A 16,364-nucleotide genomic window follows, 5' to 3' on the forward strand; every position below is an offset into this window, starting at 1 on the left:
GATCTTGCTTTTGCTCTGGCTCTCGATCTTTTGCCCCTTCGGCAGGCTTCGTTACGGGATCGATCCTGGCGTGGGAGCGCAGCGACCGTACGACGCAGTCGTACACAGCGAGAGTAGGTGCAGCGAAGCCAACCGGAGCCGCTGCGCCCGGATCGGTCCCGTTACGAAGGTACCCCGAGCCCCAGCGAGCGGGCCGTACGCCGGGGCAAAGCCTTTTGCTTACTTTTCGGCGTTTGGAAAAGTGAGTCGCTGTAAGAGCGAAACCGCCAGCCGCAGCACCGAGAAAACGGATATTCACCCAAAACCCCAATAGCCTGGTCGGCCCAGAGGCCGCCAAGGCCGGCAAAAAACAAAACCCCCGACAAACCAGAAGTCTGTCGGGGGTTTCTTTTGCCTGAAGATCCCAGGCGTCTCGCAACGCCTGGGATCAGCTCAGCTTATTGGCAAGCTTCGCAATCCGGCTCGTCAATCGCGCAAGCCTTTGGCACTGGCGCCGGACCTGCCGGAGCGGCCAGGACCGAATCGTCGCCATGGTTGCCGCCGCTGGAAACAGCGTTCAGCTTGCCGGTGTTGATGGTCGACTTCTCGGTGCTGGTCGCGGCCAGGGCACGGAGGTAGTAAGTGGTTTTCAGACCACGGTACCAGGCCATGCGGTAGGTCACGTCGAGCTTCTTGCCCGATGCGCCGGCGATGTACAGGTTCAGCGACTGGGCCTGGTCGATCCACTTCTGACGACGGCTGGCGGCGTCAACGATCCACTTGGTGTCCACTTCGAACGCGGTCGCGTAGAGCTCTTTGAGTTCTTGCGGGATGCGCTCGATCTGCTGCACCGAACCGTCGTAGTACTTCAGGTCGTTGATCATCACCGAGTCCCACAGACCGCGAGCTTTCAGGTCGCGAACCAGGTACGGGTTGATCACGGTGAATTCGCCCGACAGGTTCGATTTCACGTAGAGGTTCTGGTAGGTCGGTTCGATCGACTGCGAGACGCCAGTGATGTTAGCGATGGTCGCGGTCGGGGCGATGGCCATGATGTTCGAGTTACGGATACCTTTCTGTACACGGGCGCGAACCGGTGCCCAGTCCAGGGTTTCATTCAGGTCGACATCGATGTACTTCTGGCCACGTTGCTCGATCAGGATCTGTTGCGAATCCAGCGGCAGGATGCCCTTGGACCACAGCGAACCGTTGAACGTCTCGTAAGCACCGCGCTCGTCGGCCAGGTCGCAGGACGCCTGGATCGCATAGTAGCTGACCGCTTCCATCGACTTGTCGGCGAACTCGACGGCAGCGTCGGAGCCGTAGGCGATGTGCTGCAGGTACAGAGCGTCCTGGAAGCCCATGATGCCCAGACCGACCGGACGGTGGCGGAAGTTGGAGTTCTTCGCTTGCGGCACCGAGTAGTAGTTGATGTCGATCACGTTATCGAGCATGCGCACGGCGGTGTTCACGGTGCGTTGCAGCTTGGCGGTATCGAGCTTGCCGTCGACGATGTGGTTCGGCAGGTTGATCGAGCCCAGGTTGCAAACGGCGATCTCGTCCTTGTTGGTGTTCAAGGTGATCTCTGTGCACAGGTTCGAGCTGTGGACCACGCCGACGTGCTGCTGCGGGCTGCGCAGGTTGCACGGGTCCTTGAACGTCAGCCATGGGTGGCCGGTTTCGAACAGCATGGACAGCATCTTGCGCCACAGGTCTTTGGCCTGGATGGTCTTGAACAGCTTGACCTTGCCCGGGTACTCGGTCAGCGCTTCGTAGTACTCGTAGCGCTCTTCGAAGGCTTTACCGGTCAGGTCGTGCAGGTCCGGTACTTCCGATGGCGAGAACAGGGTCCACTTGCCGTCATCGAAGACACGCTTCATGAACAGGTCAGGGATCCAGTTGGCGGTGTTCATGTCGTGGGTACGACGACGATCATCACCGGTGTTCTTGCGCAGCTCGATGAACTCTTCGATGTCCATGTGCCAGGTTTCCAGGTAGGCACACACAGCGCCTTTGCGCTTGCCACCCTGGTTCACGGCCACAGCGGTGTCGTTCACCACTTTGAGGAACGGCACCACGCCTTGCGACTTGCCGTTGGTGCCCTTGATGTACGAACCCAGTGCACGCACTGGCGTCCAGTCGTTGCCCAGGCCGCCGGCAAACTTCGACAGCATGGCATTGTCGTGGATCGCGTGATAGATGCCCGACAGGTCATCCGGCACGGTGGTCAGGTAGCAGCTCGACAGCTGTGGACGCAGGGTACCGGCGTTGAACAGGGTCGGGGTCGAAGCCATGTAGTCGAACGAGGACAGCAGGTTGTAGAACTCGATCGCACGGTCTTCTTTCTGCTTCTCTTCGATCGCAAGACCCATGGCCACGCGCATGAAGAAGATCTGCGGCAGTTCGAAACGCACGCCATCCTTGTGGATGAAGTAACGGTCGTACAGGGTCTGCAGGCCGAGGTAAGTGAATTGCTGATCGCGTTCGTGGTTGATCGCCTTGCCCAGTTTTTCCAGGTCGAAGGTGGCCAGCACAGGGTTCAGCAGTTCGAACTCGATACCTTTGGCGATGTAGGCCGGCAGTGCCTTGGCGTACAGGTCGGCCATTTCGTGATGGGTGGCGCTTTCGGCGACTTCGAGGAAGTTCAGGCCTTCGGCACGCAGGGTGTCCATCAGCAGGCGGGCGGTGACGAACGAGTAGTTCGGCTCGCGCTCGACCAGGGTACGGGCGGTCATTACCAGGGCGGTGTTGACGTCGGTCAGGGCCACGCCGTCGTACAGGTTCTTCAGGGTTTCGCGCTGGATCAGGTCGCCGTCGACTTCTTCCAGACCTTCGCAGGCCTCGGTGACGATGGTGTTCAGGCGGCCCATGTCCAGCGGCGCGAGGCTGCCGTCGGCGCGGGTGATGCGGATCGACGGGTGTGCATTGACGGCTGCTTCGGCCGGGGCGTGGGCAGCGCGCTCTTTCGAACGGCCGTCACGGTAGATCACGTAGTCACGCGCGACTTTCTGCTCGCCGGCGCGCATCAGGGCCAGTTCGACCTGGTCCTGGATTTCTTCGATGTGGATGGTGCCACCCGATGGCATGCGACGCTTGAAAGTCGCGGTGACCTGCTCGGTCAGGCGTGCAACGGTATCGTGGATTCGCGACGAAGCGGCAGCGGTGCCGCCCTCAACTGCGAGAAACGCTTTGGTGATAGCGACGGTGATCTTGTCATCGGTGTAAGGAACGACAGTGCCATTACGCTTGATCACGCGCAGCTGGCCAGGCGCGGTGGCTGCCAGATCCGAAGTCGAATCGGCGGCCTGCGGCAAGGTGCCCTGCGGGTTCTCGCGAGTTGTGTCGGTTTGCATGGGGGGTGGTCTCCACATTCTCTATGTTTGTTTGGCACCGTCATGGTGCTCACCGTTCTGTACCGAAGCACTGCAACCGACGGGCGTCGGCATTACAAACTTCGGAACAGTAGGAAAAAGGCTGCAACGCCGCATCCTTGCCGAAGTTTTGGTCGTGAGCCGAAGCTCGCTACCGGATTCCTTCGCGGGTGACAGTCATGACTGCAACACCCATACCGTTTTGTCCGTTTCGGACCAAATAAAACGGTGCCATCCGCCAGTGCGGTTCGGACTTGAAAAAACTCGTTCGTTCTACCGGAAACTGGCCATAAAGCACTTGAGTTTCAGGTCTGAAATGTGGTTGGGCGATTTTGACGAAAACCCCATATGTAGGGTCTGCGTTTTCGCGGTGCTACAAGATAATGCGTTTCAGGGGAGGATTGCAACGTACTACCTGTGGATAAGCCTGTGCGTAATTTGTGTAAGAAACAGGGAAAACGCGTGTAGGCCGCGAACCTGCTGAGCCAGACCGTTTGTCACTGTTTTTTTGCCTGGAAAAACGCTTCAGCGGTTTTTTAAGGGCGCGAACCCTACCACAGAATTTCGCCTTGTCCGAACGCATTTACCGACTTGTTTTCCGGGTGACCGGCGTTTATACAATCGCTGGGTGCACGGGCATTTTTATCCTCCCGAAACATGACAAATGAACGGGAGGAGGGACCGCGTTCATTCAGCACAGCCTTCTCATATCAATAAAAACAGCAAGCAGAGGTCACCGGTGGAGCAACAAACCTGGCAGGTATTGATCGTCGAGGATGACCAGCGACTGGCCGAGCTGACCCGCGATTACCTGCAAGCCAATGGCCTGCGCGTGGAGATCGAAGGCAACGGTGCGTTGGCGGCGGCGCGGATCATCAAGGAGCAACCGGATCTGGTGATCCTCGATCTGATGCTGCCCGGCGAGGATGGCCTGAGCATTTGCCGCAAGGTGCGCGACCGGTACGACGGGCCGATCCTGATGCTCACCGCGCGCACCGACGACGCCGATCAGATCCACGGCCTCGACCTCGGTGCCGACGATTACGTGTGCAAACCGGTGCGCCCGCGCTTGTTGCTGGCGCGCATCCAGGCGTTGCTGCGACGCAGTGACACACCCGAGCCGGTCGCGGAAAAATCCCGTCGCCTGCAATTCGGTCCGCTGGTGGTCGACAACGCGTTGCGCGAAGCCTGGTTGAGCGACAACGGCATCGAGTTGACCAGCGCCGAGTTCGACCTGCTCTGGCTGCTGGTCTCCAACGCCGGGCGGATTCTTTCGCGCGAAGAAATCTTCACTGCCCTGCGCGGCATCGGCTACGACGGCCAGGATCGCTCGATCGATGTGCGCATCTCGCGCATCCGCCCGAAAATCGGCGATGACCCCGACCATCCGCGCCTGATCAAGACCATCCGCAGCAAAGGCTACCTGTTCGTTCCTGAAGCCTGCGCAGACCTGGCTCTGTGAATTCGATTTTCCTGCGCATCTATGGCGGCATGTGCGCCGCGCTGATTCTGGTGGCGGTGCTTGGCGTGCTGGCGCTGAACCTGCTCAATCAGGTGCGCAGCGAGCAATACCGCGAGCGCCTGGCCCACGGCACGTTCTCGCTGATGGCCGATAACCTGCAACCGATGAACCAGACCGAGCGCCATCGCGCTCTGCTGGTGTGGGAGCGGCTGCTCGGTATTCCGCTGACGCTGAAGAAATTCGCCGAAACCGACCTCGATCTGGCCCAGCGTACCCGCGTGCTGCGCGGTCAGGCGCTGGTCGAGCAGACCGGGCCGCACGCGGCCAAGGTCTATCGGCTGATCAGCGAAAAAGAGCAGCTTGTACTGGTAGGAGAGGTGCAGCAGATCAGCGAGCAACTGGCTCGGGCGACTATTTACCTGCTCGCCGATGAACTGGTGCGGGTGCCGGTCGGCGAACAGCCCAGACGTCTTGCGCAGATAAAGCAGGAAAAGGGTTTCGGCTTCGATCTGCGTCTGGTCACGGTGAATGACGCCGACATGGACGAAGACCAGAGCCGCCGGGTGGCCGAGGGCGACACGGTGATGGCGCTGGGCAAGGGCGGTGATTCGATTCGCGTGTTTGCCGGCATGGTCGGTACGCCGTGGGTGCTGGAAATCGGCCCGCTGTATCAAATGAATCCGTACCCGCCGGAATGGCTGGTGCTGATCGCCGCGCTGGGGCTGACGCTGATCGGTCTCATCGTCTATTTATTGGTGCGTCAGCTTGAGCGGCGTCTGCGCGGCCTCGAAGCGGCGGCCACGCGCATTGCCAAGGGCAGTCTGGAAACCCGCGTGCCGGCGCGTGGCGCCGACTCGGTCGGGCGTCTGGCATCGGCGTTCAATGGCATGGCTGAGCATCTGCAACAGTTGCTGGCGATCCAGCGTGAACTGGTGCGCGCGGTCTCCCATGAACTGCGCACGCCAGTGGCGCGCCTGCGTTTCGGTCTGGAAATGATCGGCACGGCGACCACCCCGCAAGCGCTGGAGAAATACCGCGAAGGCATGGATCACGACATCGAGGACCTCGATAAGCTGGTCGACGAAATGCTCACCTACGCGCGACTGGAACAGGGCTCGCCAGCGCTGACTTTCCAGCGCATCGATCTGGATGCGCTGGTCAATCAGGTGATCGAGGAGCTGGCGCCGCTACGCGCCGAGGTCACGGTGCAGCGCGGTTTGTGCCTGTCGTCCGCCGACAACGACGGCGCGTGGGTCGAGGCCGAGCCGCGTTATCTGCATCGGGCGCTGCAGAACCTGGTGGGCAACGCGATGCGCCATGCCCAATCACAGGTGACGGTGAGTTATCAGGTCGGCCAGTTGCGCTGTCGCATCGACGTCGAGGACGACGGACCGGGCGTGCCGGAAGTGGCGTGGGAGCGGATCTTCACGCCGTTCCTGCGCCTGGACGACAGCCGCACGCGGGCGTCGGGCGGGCATGGCCTAGGGTTGTCGATCGTGCGGCGGATCATTCACTGGCACGACGGCCGGGCGATCATTGGCAAGAGCAAGAGTCTGGGCGGGGCGTGTTTCAGTCTGAGTTGGCCGAGGAATCAGGAGCGCCGGTAGGTTGTGTGTTGGCAGGGCTGGCCTTATCGCGAGCAGGCTCACTCCTACAAAAGCGAAACAATCGATATCCAGAACAATCCACAGAGGTTGAATCATGGCGGTTAACAACGAACGTGCAGGCAGTACTCCGTTGATCGAAAGGCGTTCGATCGACTACATCCCGGAAGCGGAAAGACACGGTCGTCTGTTCAGTCAGTTCACCCTGTGGATGGGCGCCAACCTGCAGATTACTGCGATCGTCACCGGGGCCTTGGCCGTGGTGCTCGGCGGTGATGTGTTCTGGTCGTTGATCGGTTTGTTGATCGGTCAATTGCTCGGCGGTGGCGTGATGGCGCTGCATGCCGCGCAAGGGCCGAAACTGGGCTTGCCGCAAATGATCTCCAGCCGCGTGCAGTTCGGCGTTTATGGCGCGGCGATTCCGATCGTGCTGGTGTGCCTGATGTACCTCGGCTTCACCGCCACCGGGACGGTGCTGTCCGGGCAGGCGCTGGGTCAGTTGTTTGGTGTCAGCGATAGCGTTGGCATCCTGATTTTCGCCAGTGTCATCGTGCTGGTCACGGTGCTCGGCTATCGGGTGATTCACTGGATCGGCCGCGTCGCCAGTGTCATTGGCGTGATCGCGTTCGTGTTCCTGTTCTGGCGGCTGATGAGCCAGACCGACGTCGGCGCACTCCTGCAGATTCGCCATTTCAGCTGGAGCAGTTTCCTGTTGGCGGTGTCGCTGGCAGCTTCCTGGCAGATCGCGTTCGGTCCTTATGTGGCGGACTATTCTCGCTACTTGCCGAGCGCCACTTCGGCGGTGAAAACCTTTTTCGCCGCTGGCGCAGGCTCGGTGATCGGCGCGCAAGTGGCGATGATCCTCGGCGTGTTTGCTGCCGCATCGGCCAACGGTCAATTCGCAGGCCATGAGGTCGCCTACATCGTCGGGCTCGGCGGTACCGGCGCCACCGCCTCGCTGCTGTATTTCAGCATCGCGTTCGGCAAGGTGACCATTTCGACGCTGAACTCCTACGGCAGCTTCATGTGTATTGCGACCATCATCAGTGGCTTCAAAGGACACCTGACGGTTACCCGTATGCAGCGGCTGGTGTTCGTGCTGTTCATCGTCGGCGCGGCGACGCTGATCGCCCTGCTCGGACAGCACTCATTCCTCGGTGCGTTCAAGTCGTTCATCCTGTTTCTGCTGGCCTTCTTCACCCCGTGGAGCGCGATCAATCTGGTCGACTACTACTGCATCACCCGCGAGCGCTACGACGTGCCGGCGCTGGCCGATCCGAACGGTCGCTACGGCCGCTGGAACCTGCTCGGTATCAGCGTCTATGTGTTCGGCGTACTGGTACAGCTGCCGTTCATCTCGACCAAGTTCTACACCGGCCCGTTGGTAGCAGCTCTTGGTGATGTCGACATTTCCTGGATCATCGGCCTGGTGCTGCCGGCCGCCGTCTATTACTTCTGCGCGAAAAAATGGCACAGCGCAGTGCCCGATCAGCTGATTCTGCCGGTCGAGCAGAACAGCGTCGTACAAGCAAAAACCAGCGGGACCGGTCGCGCTGCGGCGCAGGCCTGATCTGGACGTGGACCAGGCTGGATGCCTCTTGAACTGCCGTAAGCCCATTCATGATTAGGAGCGTCACGACAATGAAATCGAACAAGACCCTGCTGACCACATTGCTGTCCATGGGCCTGTTGGCCAGTGCCGGTGCGACCCAAGCCGCCGGCTGGTGCGAATCGGGCAAACCGGTGAAATTCGCCGGGCTGAACTGGGAAAGCGGCATGCTCCTGACCGACGTGCTACAAGTGGTGCTGGAGAAAGGTTACGGCTGCAAGACCGACAGCCTGCCGGGCAATTCCATCACCATGGAAAACGCCCTGAGCAGCAACGATATTCAAGTGTTCGCCGAAGAGTGGGTCGGCCGCAGCGAGGTCTGGAACAAGGCCGAGAAGGCCGGCAAGGTCGTCGGTGTCGGCGCGCCGGTAGTGGGCGCTGTCGAAGGCTGGTACGTGCCGCGTTACGTGATCGAAGGCGACGCCAAGCGCAAGCTCGAGGCGAAAGCCCCGGACCTGAAAAACATCGCTGATCTGGGCAAGTATTCCGCCGTGTTCAAGGATGCCGAAGAGCCGTCCAAGGGCCGCTTCTACAACTGCCCGGCCGGCTGGACCTGCGAGCTCGACAACAGCGAGATGCTCAAGAGCTACGGCCTGGAAAACAGCTACACCAACTTCCGTCCGGGCACAGGACCTGCGCTGGATGCAGCGGTGCTGTCGAGCTACAAGCGTGGCGAGCCGATTCTCTTCTACTACTGGTCGCCGACCCCGCTGATGGGCCAGATCGACGCGGTCAAACTCGAAGAGAAACCGGGCGTCGACAAGACAGTGACCATCAAGGTCGGCCTGTCGAAAACCTTCCACGAAGAAGCCCCGGAACTGGTCGCCGTGCTGGAGAAGGTCAACCTGCCGATCGACCTGCTCAACCAGAACCTCGGGCGCATGGCCAAGGAACGCATCGAGTCGGCAAAACTGGCGAAAATCTTCCTCAAGGAACATCCTGAAGTCTGGCACGCATGGGTGAGCGACGACGCAGCCAGGAAAATCGACGCGGCCTTGTAGGTCAGGTTTACCCGGCTGCCAGCCACGGCAGCCGGACGCTTGATCGCAACCCCTTGATTGAGAGTCCCTTATGTTTCCCGAAAGCTTTACTTTTTCCATCGCCGACTGGGTCAACGGTTGGGTCGATTCGCTGGTCACCAACTACGGCGACGTGTTCCGCCACATCTCCGACACGCTGTTGTGGGCCATCGTCAGTCTCGAAGGTCTGCTGCGTGCGGCGCCGTGGTGGCTGATGCTGGCGATCGTCGGCGTCATCGCCTGGCACGCCACGCGCAAAGTCGTCACCACCGCGGTGATTGTCGGTCTGCTGTTTCTGGTGGGCGCGGTCGGCCTCTGGGACAAACTCATGCAGACCCTGGCGCTGATGATGGTCGCGACGATCATATCGGTGCTGATCGGCATTCCGCTGGGGATTCTCTCGGCGCGCAGCAATCGCCTGCGTTCGGTACTGATGCCGTTGCTCGACATCATGCAGACCATGCCGAGTTTCGTGTACCTGATCCCGGTGCTGATGCTGTTCGGGCTGGGCAAGGTACCGGCGATTTTTGCCACGGTGATCTACGCCGCGCCACCGCTGATTCGCCTGACTGACCTGGGCATTCGCCAGGTCGACGGCGAAGTCATGGAGGCGATCAATGCCTTCGGCGCCAACCGTTGGCAGCAATTGTTCGGCGTGCAATTGCCGCTGGCGTTGCCGAGCATCATGGCTGGCATCAACCAGACCACGATGATGGCCCTGTCGATGGTGGTCATCGCTTCGATGATCGGCGCCCGTGGCCTCGGTGAAGACGTGCTGGTGGGCATTCAGACACTCAACGTCGGTCGTGGCCTCGAAGCCGGGCTGGCGATCGTGATTCTCGCTGTGGTCATCGACCGCATCACTCAAGCGTACGGTCGGCCACGCCACGAGGTGAGCAAATGAGCAACGCAAGCGTGAGCAAGATCGAAGTGCGCAACGTCTTCAAGATTTTCGGCAACCGCGCCAAGGATGCGCTGGCCATGGTCGGCCAGGGCAAGAGCAAGGATCAGGTGCTCAACGAAACCGGTTGCGTGGTCGGCGTGAACGACTTGTCGCTGAGCATCGGCACCGGCGAAATCTTTGTGATCATGGGCCTGTCCGGCTCGGGCAAATCCACCCTGGTGCGCCACTTCAATCGGCTGATCGACCCCACCAGCGGGGCGATTCTGGTGGATGGTGAGGACATCCTGCAGTACGACATGGAAGCGCTGCGCGAATTTCGTCGGCACAAGATCAGCATGGTGTTCCAGAGCTTTGGCCTGCTGCCGCACAAGAGCGTGCTCGACAACGTCGCCTATGGCCTGAAAGTGCGTGGCGAGAGCAAGCAGGTCTGCGCCGAACGCGCGCTGCACTGGATCAACACCGTGGGCCTCAAAGGCTACGAAAACAAATACCCGCACCAGCTCTCCGGCGGCATGCGTCAGCGCGTCGGCCTCGCCCGGGCGTTGGCGGCGGACACCGACATCATTCTGATGGACGAAGCCTTCAGCGCGCTGGATCCGCTGATCCGCGCGGAGATGCAGGACCAGTTGCTGGAACTGCAAAAAACCCTGCACAAGACCATCGTCTTCATCACCCACGACCTCGACGAGGCCGTGCGCATCGGCAATCGCATCGCGATTCTCAAGGATGGCCGGTTGATTCAGGTCGGTACGCCAAGAGAGATCCTGCATTCGCCGGCGGATGAGTATGTCGACCGGTTTGTGCAGCGGCGGGCGGCGGTGGTTTAGAAGGATTCGCGGTGAGACAGCTTTTGTGGCGAGGGAGCTTGCTCGCGCTCGAGCGCGCAGCGGTCGCAGAATTTCGGGCCTGCTTCGCAGTCCAGCGGGAGCAAGCTCCCTCGCCACAGGAATTCATGCAGCAACAGAATTTGTATGAGGCTTCAGATGTCCCAGGCTGAAAAAATCGTCATCACCGGTGCTCATCTGCGTTGGCAGGACGTGGTCGCGGTCGCCCGTCACGGTGCGCTGCTGGAACTGTCCAGCGACACTTGGGCGCGCATCGACAACGCTCAGGCGATCGTCCAGCGTATCGTCGCCAGCGGCGAGCGCGCCTATGGCGTCAATACCGGTCTGGGCGGCCTGTCCAACGTTTCGTTGCAGGACGAACAGCTCAGCCAGCTCTCGCGCAACACCTTGCTCAGCCACGCTTGCGGGGTCGGCCCGGTCCTCAGTGATGAGCAGACCCGCGCAATCATCTGCGCCGCGATCCACAACTACAGCCACGGTAAATCCGGCCTGCATCGGCGCGTGGTCGAAGGTCTGCTGGCGCTGCTCAATCGCGACATCACCCCGCAAGTGCCGGCGCAGGGTTCGGTGGGGTACCTCACGCACATGGCGCACGTCGGTATCGCGCTGCTCGGCGTTGGTCATGTCAGCTATCGCGGTCAGATCATGCCGGCGCAGCAGGCACTGGCCGAAGAAGGCTTGAAACCTGTGCAATTGGGCGCGAAGGACGGTTTGTGTCTGGTCAACGGCACGCCGTGCATGACCGGCCTCAGCTGTCTGGCGATTGCCGATGCCACGCGCCTGTTGCAATGGGCCGATGTCATCGGTGCGATGAGCTTCGAAGCCCAGCGCGGCCAGATCGATGCCTTCGATGCCGAGATCATCGCGCTCAAGCCGCATCCGGGCATGCAGCAGGTCGGCAACAACCTGCGCGCCTTGCTCGATGGCAGCGAAGTGATCGCCGCGAGCAAAGGCATTCGCACTCAGGACGCGCTGAGCATCCGCTCGATCCCGCAGGTGCACGGCGCCGCGCGTGATCAACTGGAGCACGCAATCAAACAGGTCGAAGCCGAGCTCAACGGCTGCACCGACAATCCGCTGCTGCTCGGCACCCCGGACGATTTCCGGGTGATGTCGCAGGCCAACCCGCACGGCCAATCGGTGGCGATGGCCGCCGATCTGCTGGCGATTGCCATGGCCGAGATCGGCTCGATTGCCGAGCGTCGTCTCGACCGTCTGGTCAACCCGCACGTCAGCGGTCTGCCAGCGTTTCTGGTGGCCAACCCCGGGGTCAACTCGGGGATGATGATCGTGCAGTACGTCGCCGCTTCGCTGTGTGCGGAAAACCGCCAGTTGGCGCAACCGGCGGTACTCGACAACTACATCACCTCGGGCCTGCAGGAAGACCACCTGAGCATGGGCACCAACGCCGCGCTGAAGCTGCACCGCGCCCTGGAAAACTGCACGCAGATCCTCGCGATTGAATATCTGCTGGCGGCGCAGGCGTTTGAGTTCCTCAAGGAACAGCGCTTTGGGGCTGGCACCGATGTCGCCTGGCGCCTGCTGCGCGAAACCGTCCCTGCCTACGATCAGGATCGCTGGCTGGCGCCGGATATTGCTGCCGCTGCGAGCGTCTTGAAAGTCCCGAATCTGCCGCACAACGTTTTACCGAATTTGCACTGACAACTGCCCATACCAGCGTGCCAAGGCGTGGATCGTTCACAAGACGAGAAACGACGGATAACGGAATGCTCCGGAGCGACTGGTAGTTAATAACAATGCCTAACAGGAGCATTTTAATGACTGCGCTGAACCTGATCCCCGGCCAACTGAGCCTGGCCCAACTGCGTAACGTCTTCCAGCATCCGGTCACCTTGACCCTCGACAACAGCGCCAGCGCGCAGATCGAGGCCAGCGTCGCCTGCGTCGAGCAGATCCTCGCCGAGAACCGCACCGCCTATGGCATCAACACCGGTTTCGGCCTGCTGGCCTCGACGCGCATCGCCAGCGAAGACCTGGAGAACCTGCAGCGTTCGCTGGTGCTCTCGCATGCTGCCGGCGTCGGCCAGCCGATCAGCGACGACCTTGTGCGACTGATCATGGTGCTCAAGGTCAACAGCCTCAGCCGCGGTTTCTCCGGCATCCGTCGGCAGGTGATCGACGCGCTGATTGCGCTGATCAATGCCGAGGTCTATCCGCACATTCCGCTGAAAGGTTCGGTCGGCGCGTCGGGGGATCTGGCGCCGTTGGCGCACATGTCGCTGGTGCTGCTCGGCGAGGGCAAGGCGCGCTACAAGGGCGAATGGCTGGAGGCGACCGAAGCGCTGAAAGTCGCCGGCCTGACACCGCTGACCCTGGCGGCGAAAGAAGGTCTGGCGCTGCTCAACGGTACTCAGGTTTCCACCGCGTTTGCGCTGCGCGGTTTGTTCGAAGGCGAAGATCTGTTTGCCGGTGCATTGGCGCTCGGCAGTCTCACCGTTGAAGCCGTGCTCGGTTCGCGCTCGCCGTTCGACGCGCGCATTCACGCCGCACGTGGGCAGAAAGGTCAGATCGATGCCGCCGCTGCTTATCGTGACCTGCTCGGTGAGCGCAGCGAAGTCTCAGCCTCGCACCAGAACTGCGACAAGGTCCAAGACCCGTATTCGCTGCGCTGCCAGCCACAAGTCATGGGCGCCTGCCTGACCCAGTTCCGGCAGGCCGCTGAAGTGCTGGCGGTCGAAGCCAACGCGGTTTCCGACAACCCGTTGGTATTCGCCGCTGAAGGCGATGTGATTTCCGGCGGCAACTTCCACGCCGAACCGGTGGCCATGGCCGCTGACAATCTGGCTCTGGCGATCGCCGAAATCGGCTCGCTGAGCGAACGGCGCATCTCGCTGATGATGGACAAGCACATGTCGCAACTGCCGCCGTTCCTCGTCGCCAACGGCGGGGTGAACTCCGGTTTCATGATTGCCCAGGTGACCGCAGCGGCACTGGCCAGCGAGAACAAGGCGCTGGCCCATCCGCATTCGGTGGACAGCCTGCCGACCTCGGCCAACCAGGAAGACCACGTATCGATGGCCCCGGCTGCCGGCAAACGCCTGTGGGAAATGGCCGAGAACACCCGCGGGATTCTCGCCGTGGAGTGGCTGGCGGCGGTCCAGGGCCTGGATCTGCGCAACGGCCTGAAGACCTCGCCGAAGCTGGAACAGGCGCGGGCGATCCTGCGCAGGGAAGTGCCGTTTTATGAGAAGGACCGGTTTTTTGCGCCGGATATCAATGCGGCGACTGAATTGCTGGCGTCGCGGTGTTTGACCGAGCTGGTTTCGGTGAAGCTTTTGCCGAGCCTGTAAAAACCAGCCCTCACCCCAGCCCTCTCCCGGAGGGAGAGGGAGCCGATCTCTGCGAGCTTCAAGACCTGAGTTCGGCTCAAGACTCTCTGGTCGATGTAGCTCGACAGAACAACCCAGTCAGTCCCCTCTCCCTCCGGGAGAGGGCTAGGGTGAGGGGCTTTTGAGGCTGCTCACCATACCAACCCAAACGGAGGCCAACAGTGAAAACCCTCTGGCAACACTGCCACGTCGCAACCATGGCCAACGGCGTCTATTCGATCATCGAGGATGCCGCGATCGTGACCACCGGCACGCTGATCGAGTGGATCGGCCCGCGCACTCAACTGCCGCCCGGCGAATACCCGGCGGTCAATGACCTGCAAGGCGCGTGGGTCACGCCCGGGCTGATCGACTGCCACACCCACACCGTGTTCGGCGGCAACCGCAGCGGCGAGTTCGAGCAGCGTCTGCAAGGCGTCAGCTACGCCGAGATCGCCGCGCAGGGCGGTGGTATCGCCAGCACCGTGCGCGCCACGCGCGAAGCCACTGAAGACGAGCTGTTCGCCAGCGCCGCCAAACGCCTGAAAAGCCTGATGCGCGATGGCGTGACCACGGTGGAAATGAAATCCGGCTACGGCCTCGATCTGGCCAACGAGCGCAAGCTTCTGCGAGTCATCCGGCGCCTGGCCGAAGAACTGCCGATCAGCGTACGCAGCACTTGCCTGGCGGCGCACGCCTTGCCGCCGGAGTACAAGGATCGCGCCGACGACTACATCGATCTGGTCTGCAGCGAGATGCTCCCGGCCCTCGCCGCCGAAGGTCTGGTGGATGCCGTGGATGCGTTCTGCGAATACCTGGCGTTCTCGCCGGAGCAGGTCGAACGGGTGTTCGTCGCGGCGCAGCAGCTCGGTCTGCCGGTAAAACTGCACGCCGAACAATTGTCCTCGCTGCACGGCTCGAGCCTTGCCGCGCGCTATAAAGCCTTGTCCGCTGATCACTTGGAATTCATGGACGAGGACGACGCCATCGCCATGGCCGCTGCCGGCACCGTCGCCGTGCTGTTGCCCGGCGCCTTCTACTTTCTGCGCGAAACCCAGTTGCCGCCGATGGAAGCGCTGCGCAAGCACAAGGTGAAGATCGCGATCGCCAGCGACCTCAACCCCGGCACCTCGCCGGCGCTGTCGTTGCGCCTGATGCTGAACATGGCCTGCACCTGTTTCCGCATGACTCCGGAAGAAGCTCTTGCCGGGGCGACCCTCCATGCCGCGCAGGCATTGGGCATGGCTGACACCCACGGCTCGCTGGAGGTTGGCAAGGTCGCCGACTTTGTCGCGTGGGACATCGAACGTCCGGCGGATCTGGCTTATTGGCTCGGGGGCGATCTGGACAAGCGCGTCGTGCGTCACGGCGTTGAATCGAATTTCTAGGAGGGCGGTTGTGGACAAGGTTCTGAAATTCAAACAAGGTCGCGTGCCGTTGCTGATCAGCATGCCCCACGCGGGTTTGCGTCTGACCCCAGCGGTCGAAGCCGGGTTGATCCCCGCCGCGAAGAGTTTGCCGGACACCGACTGGCATATCCCGCAACTCTACGATTTCGCCGAGGAGCTGGGCGCCAGCACTTTGGCTGCCGAGTATTCGCGTTTCGTCATCGACCTCAACCGGCCGTCCGACGACAAGCCGTTGTACGCCGGGGCGACCACGGGGTTGTATCCGGCGACGTTGTTCGACGGCATTGCGTTGTTTCAGGAGGGGCTGGAGCCTTCGCAGCAAGAACGCGCGACTTATTTGCAGCAGATCTGGACGCCATACCATCGCACCTTGCAAGAAGAGCTGGCGCGGCTGAAGGCTGAATTTGGCTACGCACTGCTGTTCGATGCGCACTCGATCCGCTCGATCATCCCGCACCTGTTCGACGGCAAACTGCCAGACTTCAACCTCGGCACGTTCAATGGCGCCAGTTGTGATCCGCAACTGGCCGCTGAGCTGGAAGCGATCTGCGCACGGCACGAGCAGTTCACTCATGTGCTTAACGGTCGCTTCAAGGGCGGGCACATCACCCGCCAGTACGGCGACCCGGCGCAGAACATCCACGCCGTGCAGCTGGAACTGTGCCAGTCCACCTACATGGAAGAGTTCGAACCGTTCCGCTACCGCGCCGACCTGGCCGAACCGACGCGGGTGGTGCTCCGGGAATTGCTGCAGGGCTATCTGGCCTGGGCAAAATCTCACTACAGCACATAACCCCTGTGGGAGCGAGCCTGCTCGCGAAAGCGGCCTTTCC

Annotated in this window: 11 protein-coding genes; 10 read left to right on the forward strand and 1 reads right to left on the reverse strand. The window is 61.4% G+C overall.

Annotated features, from left to right (window positions below):
• Window positions 1–437 precede the first annotated feature (437 nt).
• Window positions 438–3,332 (reverse strand): ribonucleoside-diphosphate reductase subunit alpha, encoded by a 2,895-nt coding sequence (locus tag DCO47_RS19400; protein WP_116658709.1) that lies wholly within the window; start codon window positions 3,330–3,332, stop codon window positions 438–440.
• A gap of 757 nt (window positions 3,333–4,089) precedes the next feature.
• Between DCO47_RS19400 and DCO47_RS19405 the strand changes: the two genes are divergently transcribed.
• The 10 genes from DCO47_RS19405 (at window position 4,090) to hutG (ending at window position 16,324) form a co-directional block, all read left to right on the forward strand.
• On the forward strand, window positions 4,090–4,812 hold the full coding sequence (locus tag DCO47_RS19405; protein ID WP_042607182.1) for a response regulator: 723 nt from the start codon (window positions 4,090–4,092) through the stop codon (window positions 4,810–4,812).
• The gene (locus tag DCO47_RS19410) at window positions 4,809–6,419 is read left to right on the forward strand and encodes an ATP-binding protein (protein WP_116658710.1); all 1,611 of its coding nucleotides are present in this window, start codon (window positions 4,809–4,811) and stop codon (window positions 6,417–6,419) included. Before DCO47_RS19405 ends, DCO47_RS19410 begins: the two co-directional genes overlap by 4 nt.
• A 94-nt stretch (window positions 6,420–6,513) precedes the next feature.
• Window positions 6,514–7,986: a cytosine permease gene (locus DCO47_RS19415; protein WP_116658711.1), complete on the forward strand. Its 1,473-nt coding sequence runs from the start codon at window positions 6,514–6,516 to the stop codon at window positions 7,984–7,986.
• A 71-nt stretch (window positions 7,987–8,057) separates the two neighbouring features.
• Complete coding sequence (locus DCO47_RS19420; protein ID WP_116658712.1) at window positions 8,058–9,026, forward strand: ABC transporter substrate-binding protein; 969 nt, start codon at window positions 8,058–8,060, stop codon at window positions 9,024–9,026.
• A gap of 70 nt (window positions 9,027–9,096) precedes the next feature.
• Window positions 9,097–9,948, forward strand: coding sequence for a proline/glycine betaine ABC transporter permease (locus DCO47_RS19425; RefSeq protein ID WP_016772087.1), 852 nt, complete (start codon window positions 9,097–9,099; stop codon window positions 9,946–9,948).
• Window positions 9,945–10,775, forward strand: coding sequence for a glycine betaine/L-proline ABC transporter ATP-binding protein (locus DCO47_RS19430; RefSeq protein ID WP_065615422.1), 831 nt, complete (start codon window positions 9,945–9,947; stop codon window positions 10,773–10,775). Before DCO47_RS19425 ends, DCO47_RS19430 begins: the two co-directional genes overlap by 4 nt.
• A gap of 156 nt (window positions 10,776–10,931) precedes the next feature.
• Window positions 10,932–12,455 carry a histidine ammonia-lyase gene (gene hutH, locus DCO47_RS19435; protein WP_116658713.1) on the forward strand — a complete coding sequence of 508 codons (1,524 nt, stop codon included), beginning with the start codon at window positions 10,932–10,934 and terminating at the stop codon, window positions 12,453–12,455.
• 116 nt (window positions 12,456–12,571) lie between these two features.
• Window positions 12,572–14,104 carry a histidine ammonia-lyase gene (hutH, locus tag DCO47_RS19440; protein WP_116658714.1) on the forward strand — a complete coding sequence of 511 codons (1,533 nt, stop codon included), beginning with the start codon at window positions 12,572–12,574 and terminating at the stop codon, window positions 14,102–14,104.
• 200 nt (window positions 14,105–14,304) lie between these two features.
• Window positions 14,305–15,510: an imidazolonepropionase gene (hutI, locus tag DCO47_RS19445; RefSeq protein ID WP_116658715.1), complete on the forward strand. Its 1,206-nt coding sequence runs from the start codon at window positions 14,305–14,307 to the stop codon at window positions 15,508–15,510.
• A gap of 10 nt (window positions 15,511–15,520) precedes the next feature.
• On the forward strand, window positions 15,521–16,324 hold the full coding sequence (hutG, locus tag DCO47_RS19450; protein ID WP_116658716.1) for an N-formylglutamate deformylase: 804 nt from the start codon (window positions 15,521–15,523) through the stop codon (window positions 16,322–16,324).
• Window positions 16,325–16,364: the final 40 nt, after the last annotated feature.

The organism is Pseudomonas sp. NDM (genome assembly GCF_003105095.1).
GTDB classification, from domain to species: domain Bacteria; phylum Pseudomonadota; class Gammaproteobacteria; order Pseudomonadales; family Pseudomonadaceae; genus Aquipseudomonas; species Aquipseudomonas moraviensis_A.

Excerpts from the sequence above, each read along its gene's own strand:
- DCO47_RS19400 (WP_116658709.1), bottom strand. The coding sequence starts at position 3,332 with ATGCAAACCGACACAACTCGCGAGAACCCGCAGGGCACCTTGCCGCAG.
- hutH (WP_116658713.1), top strand. The coding sequence starts at position 10,932 with ATGTCCCAGGCTGAAAAAATCGTCATCACCGGTGCTCATCTGCGTTGG.
- DCO47_RS19425 (WP_016772087.1), top strand. The coding sequence starts at position 9,097 with ATGTTTCCCGAAAGCTTTACTTTTTCCATCGCCGACTGGGTCAACGGT.
- hutH (WP_116658714.1), top strand. The coding sequence starts at position 12,572 with ATGACTGCGCTGAACCTGATCCCCGGCCAACTGAGCCTGGCCCAACTG.
- DCO47_RS19420 (WP_116658712.1), top strand. The coding sequence starts at position 8,058 with ATGAAATCGAACAAGACCCTGCTGACCACATTGCTGTCCATGGGCCTG.
- DCO47_RS19415 (WP_116658711.1), top strand. The coding sequence starts at position 6,514 with ATGGCGGTTAACAACGAACGTGCAGGCAGTACTCCGTTGATCGAAAGG.
- DCO47_RS19430 (WP_065615422.1), top strand. The coding sequence starts at position 9,945 with ATGAGCAACGCAAGCGTGAGCAAGATCGAAGTGCGCAACGTCTTCAAG.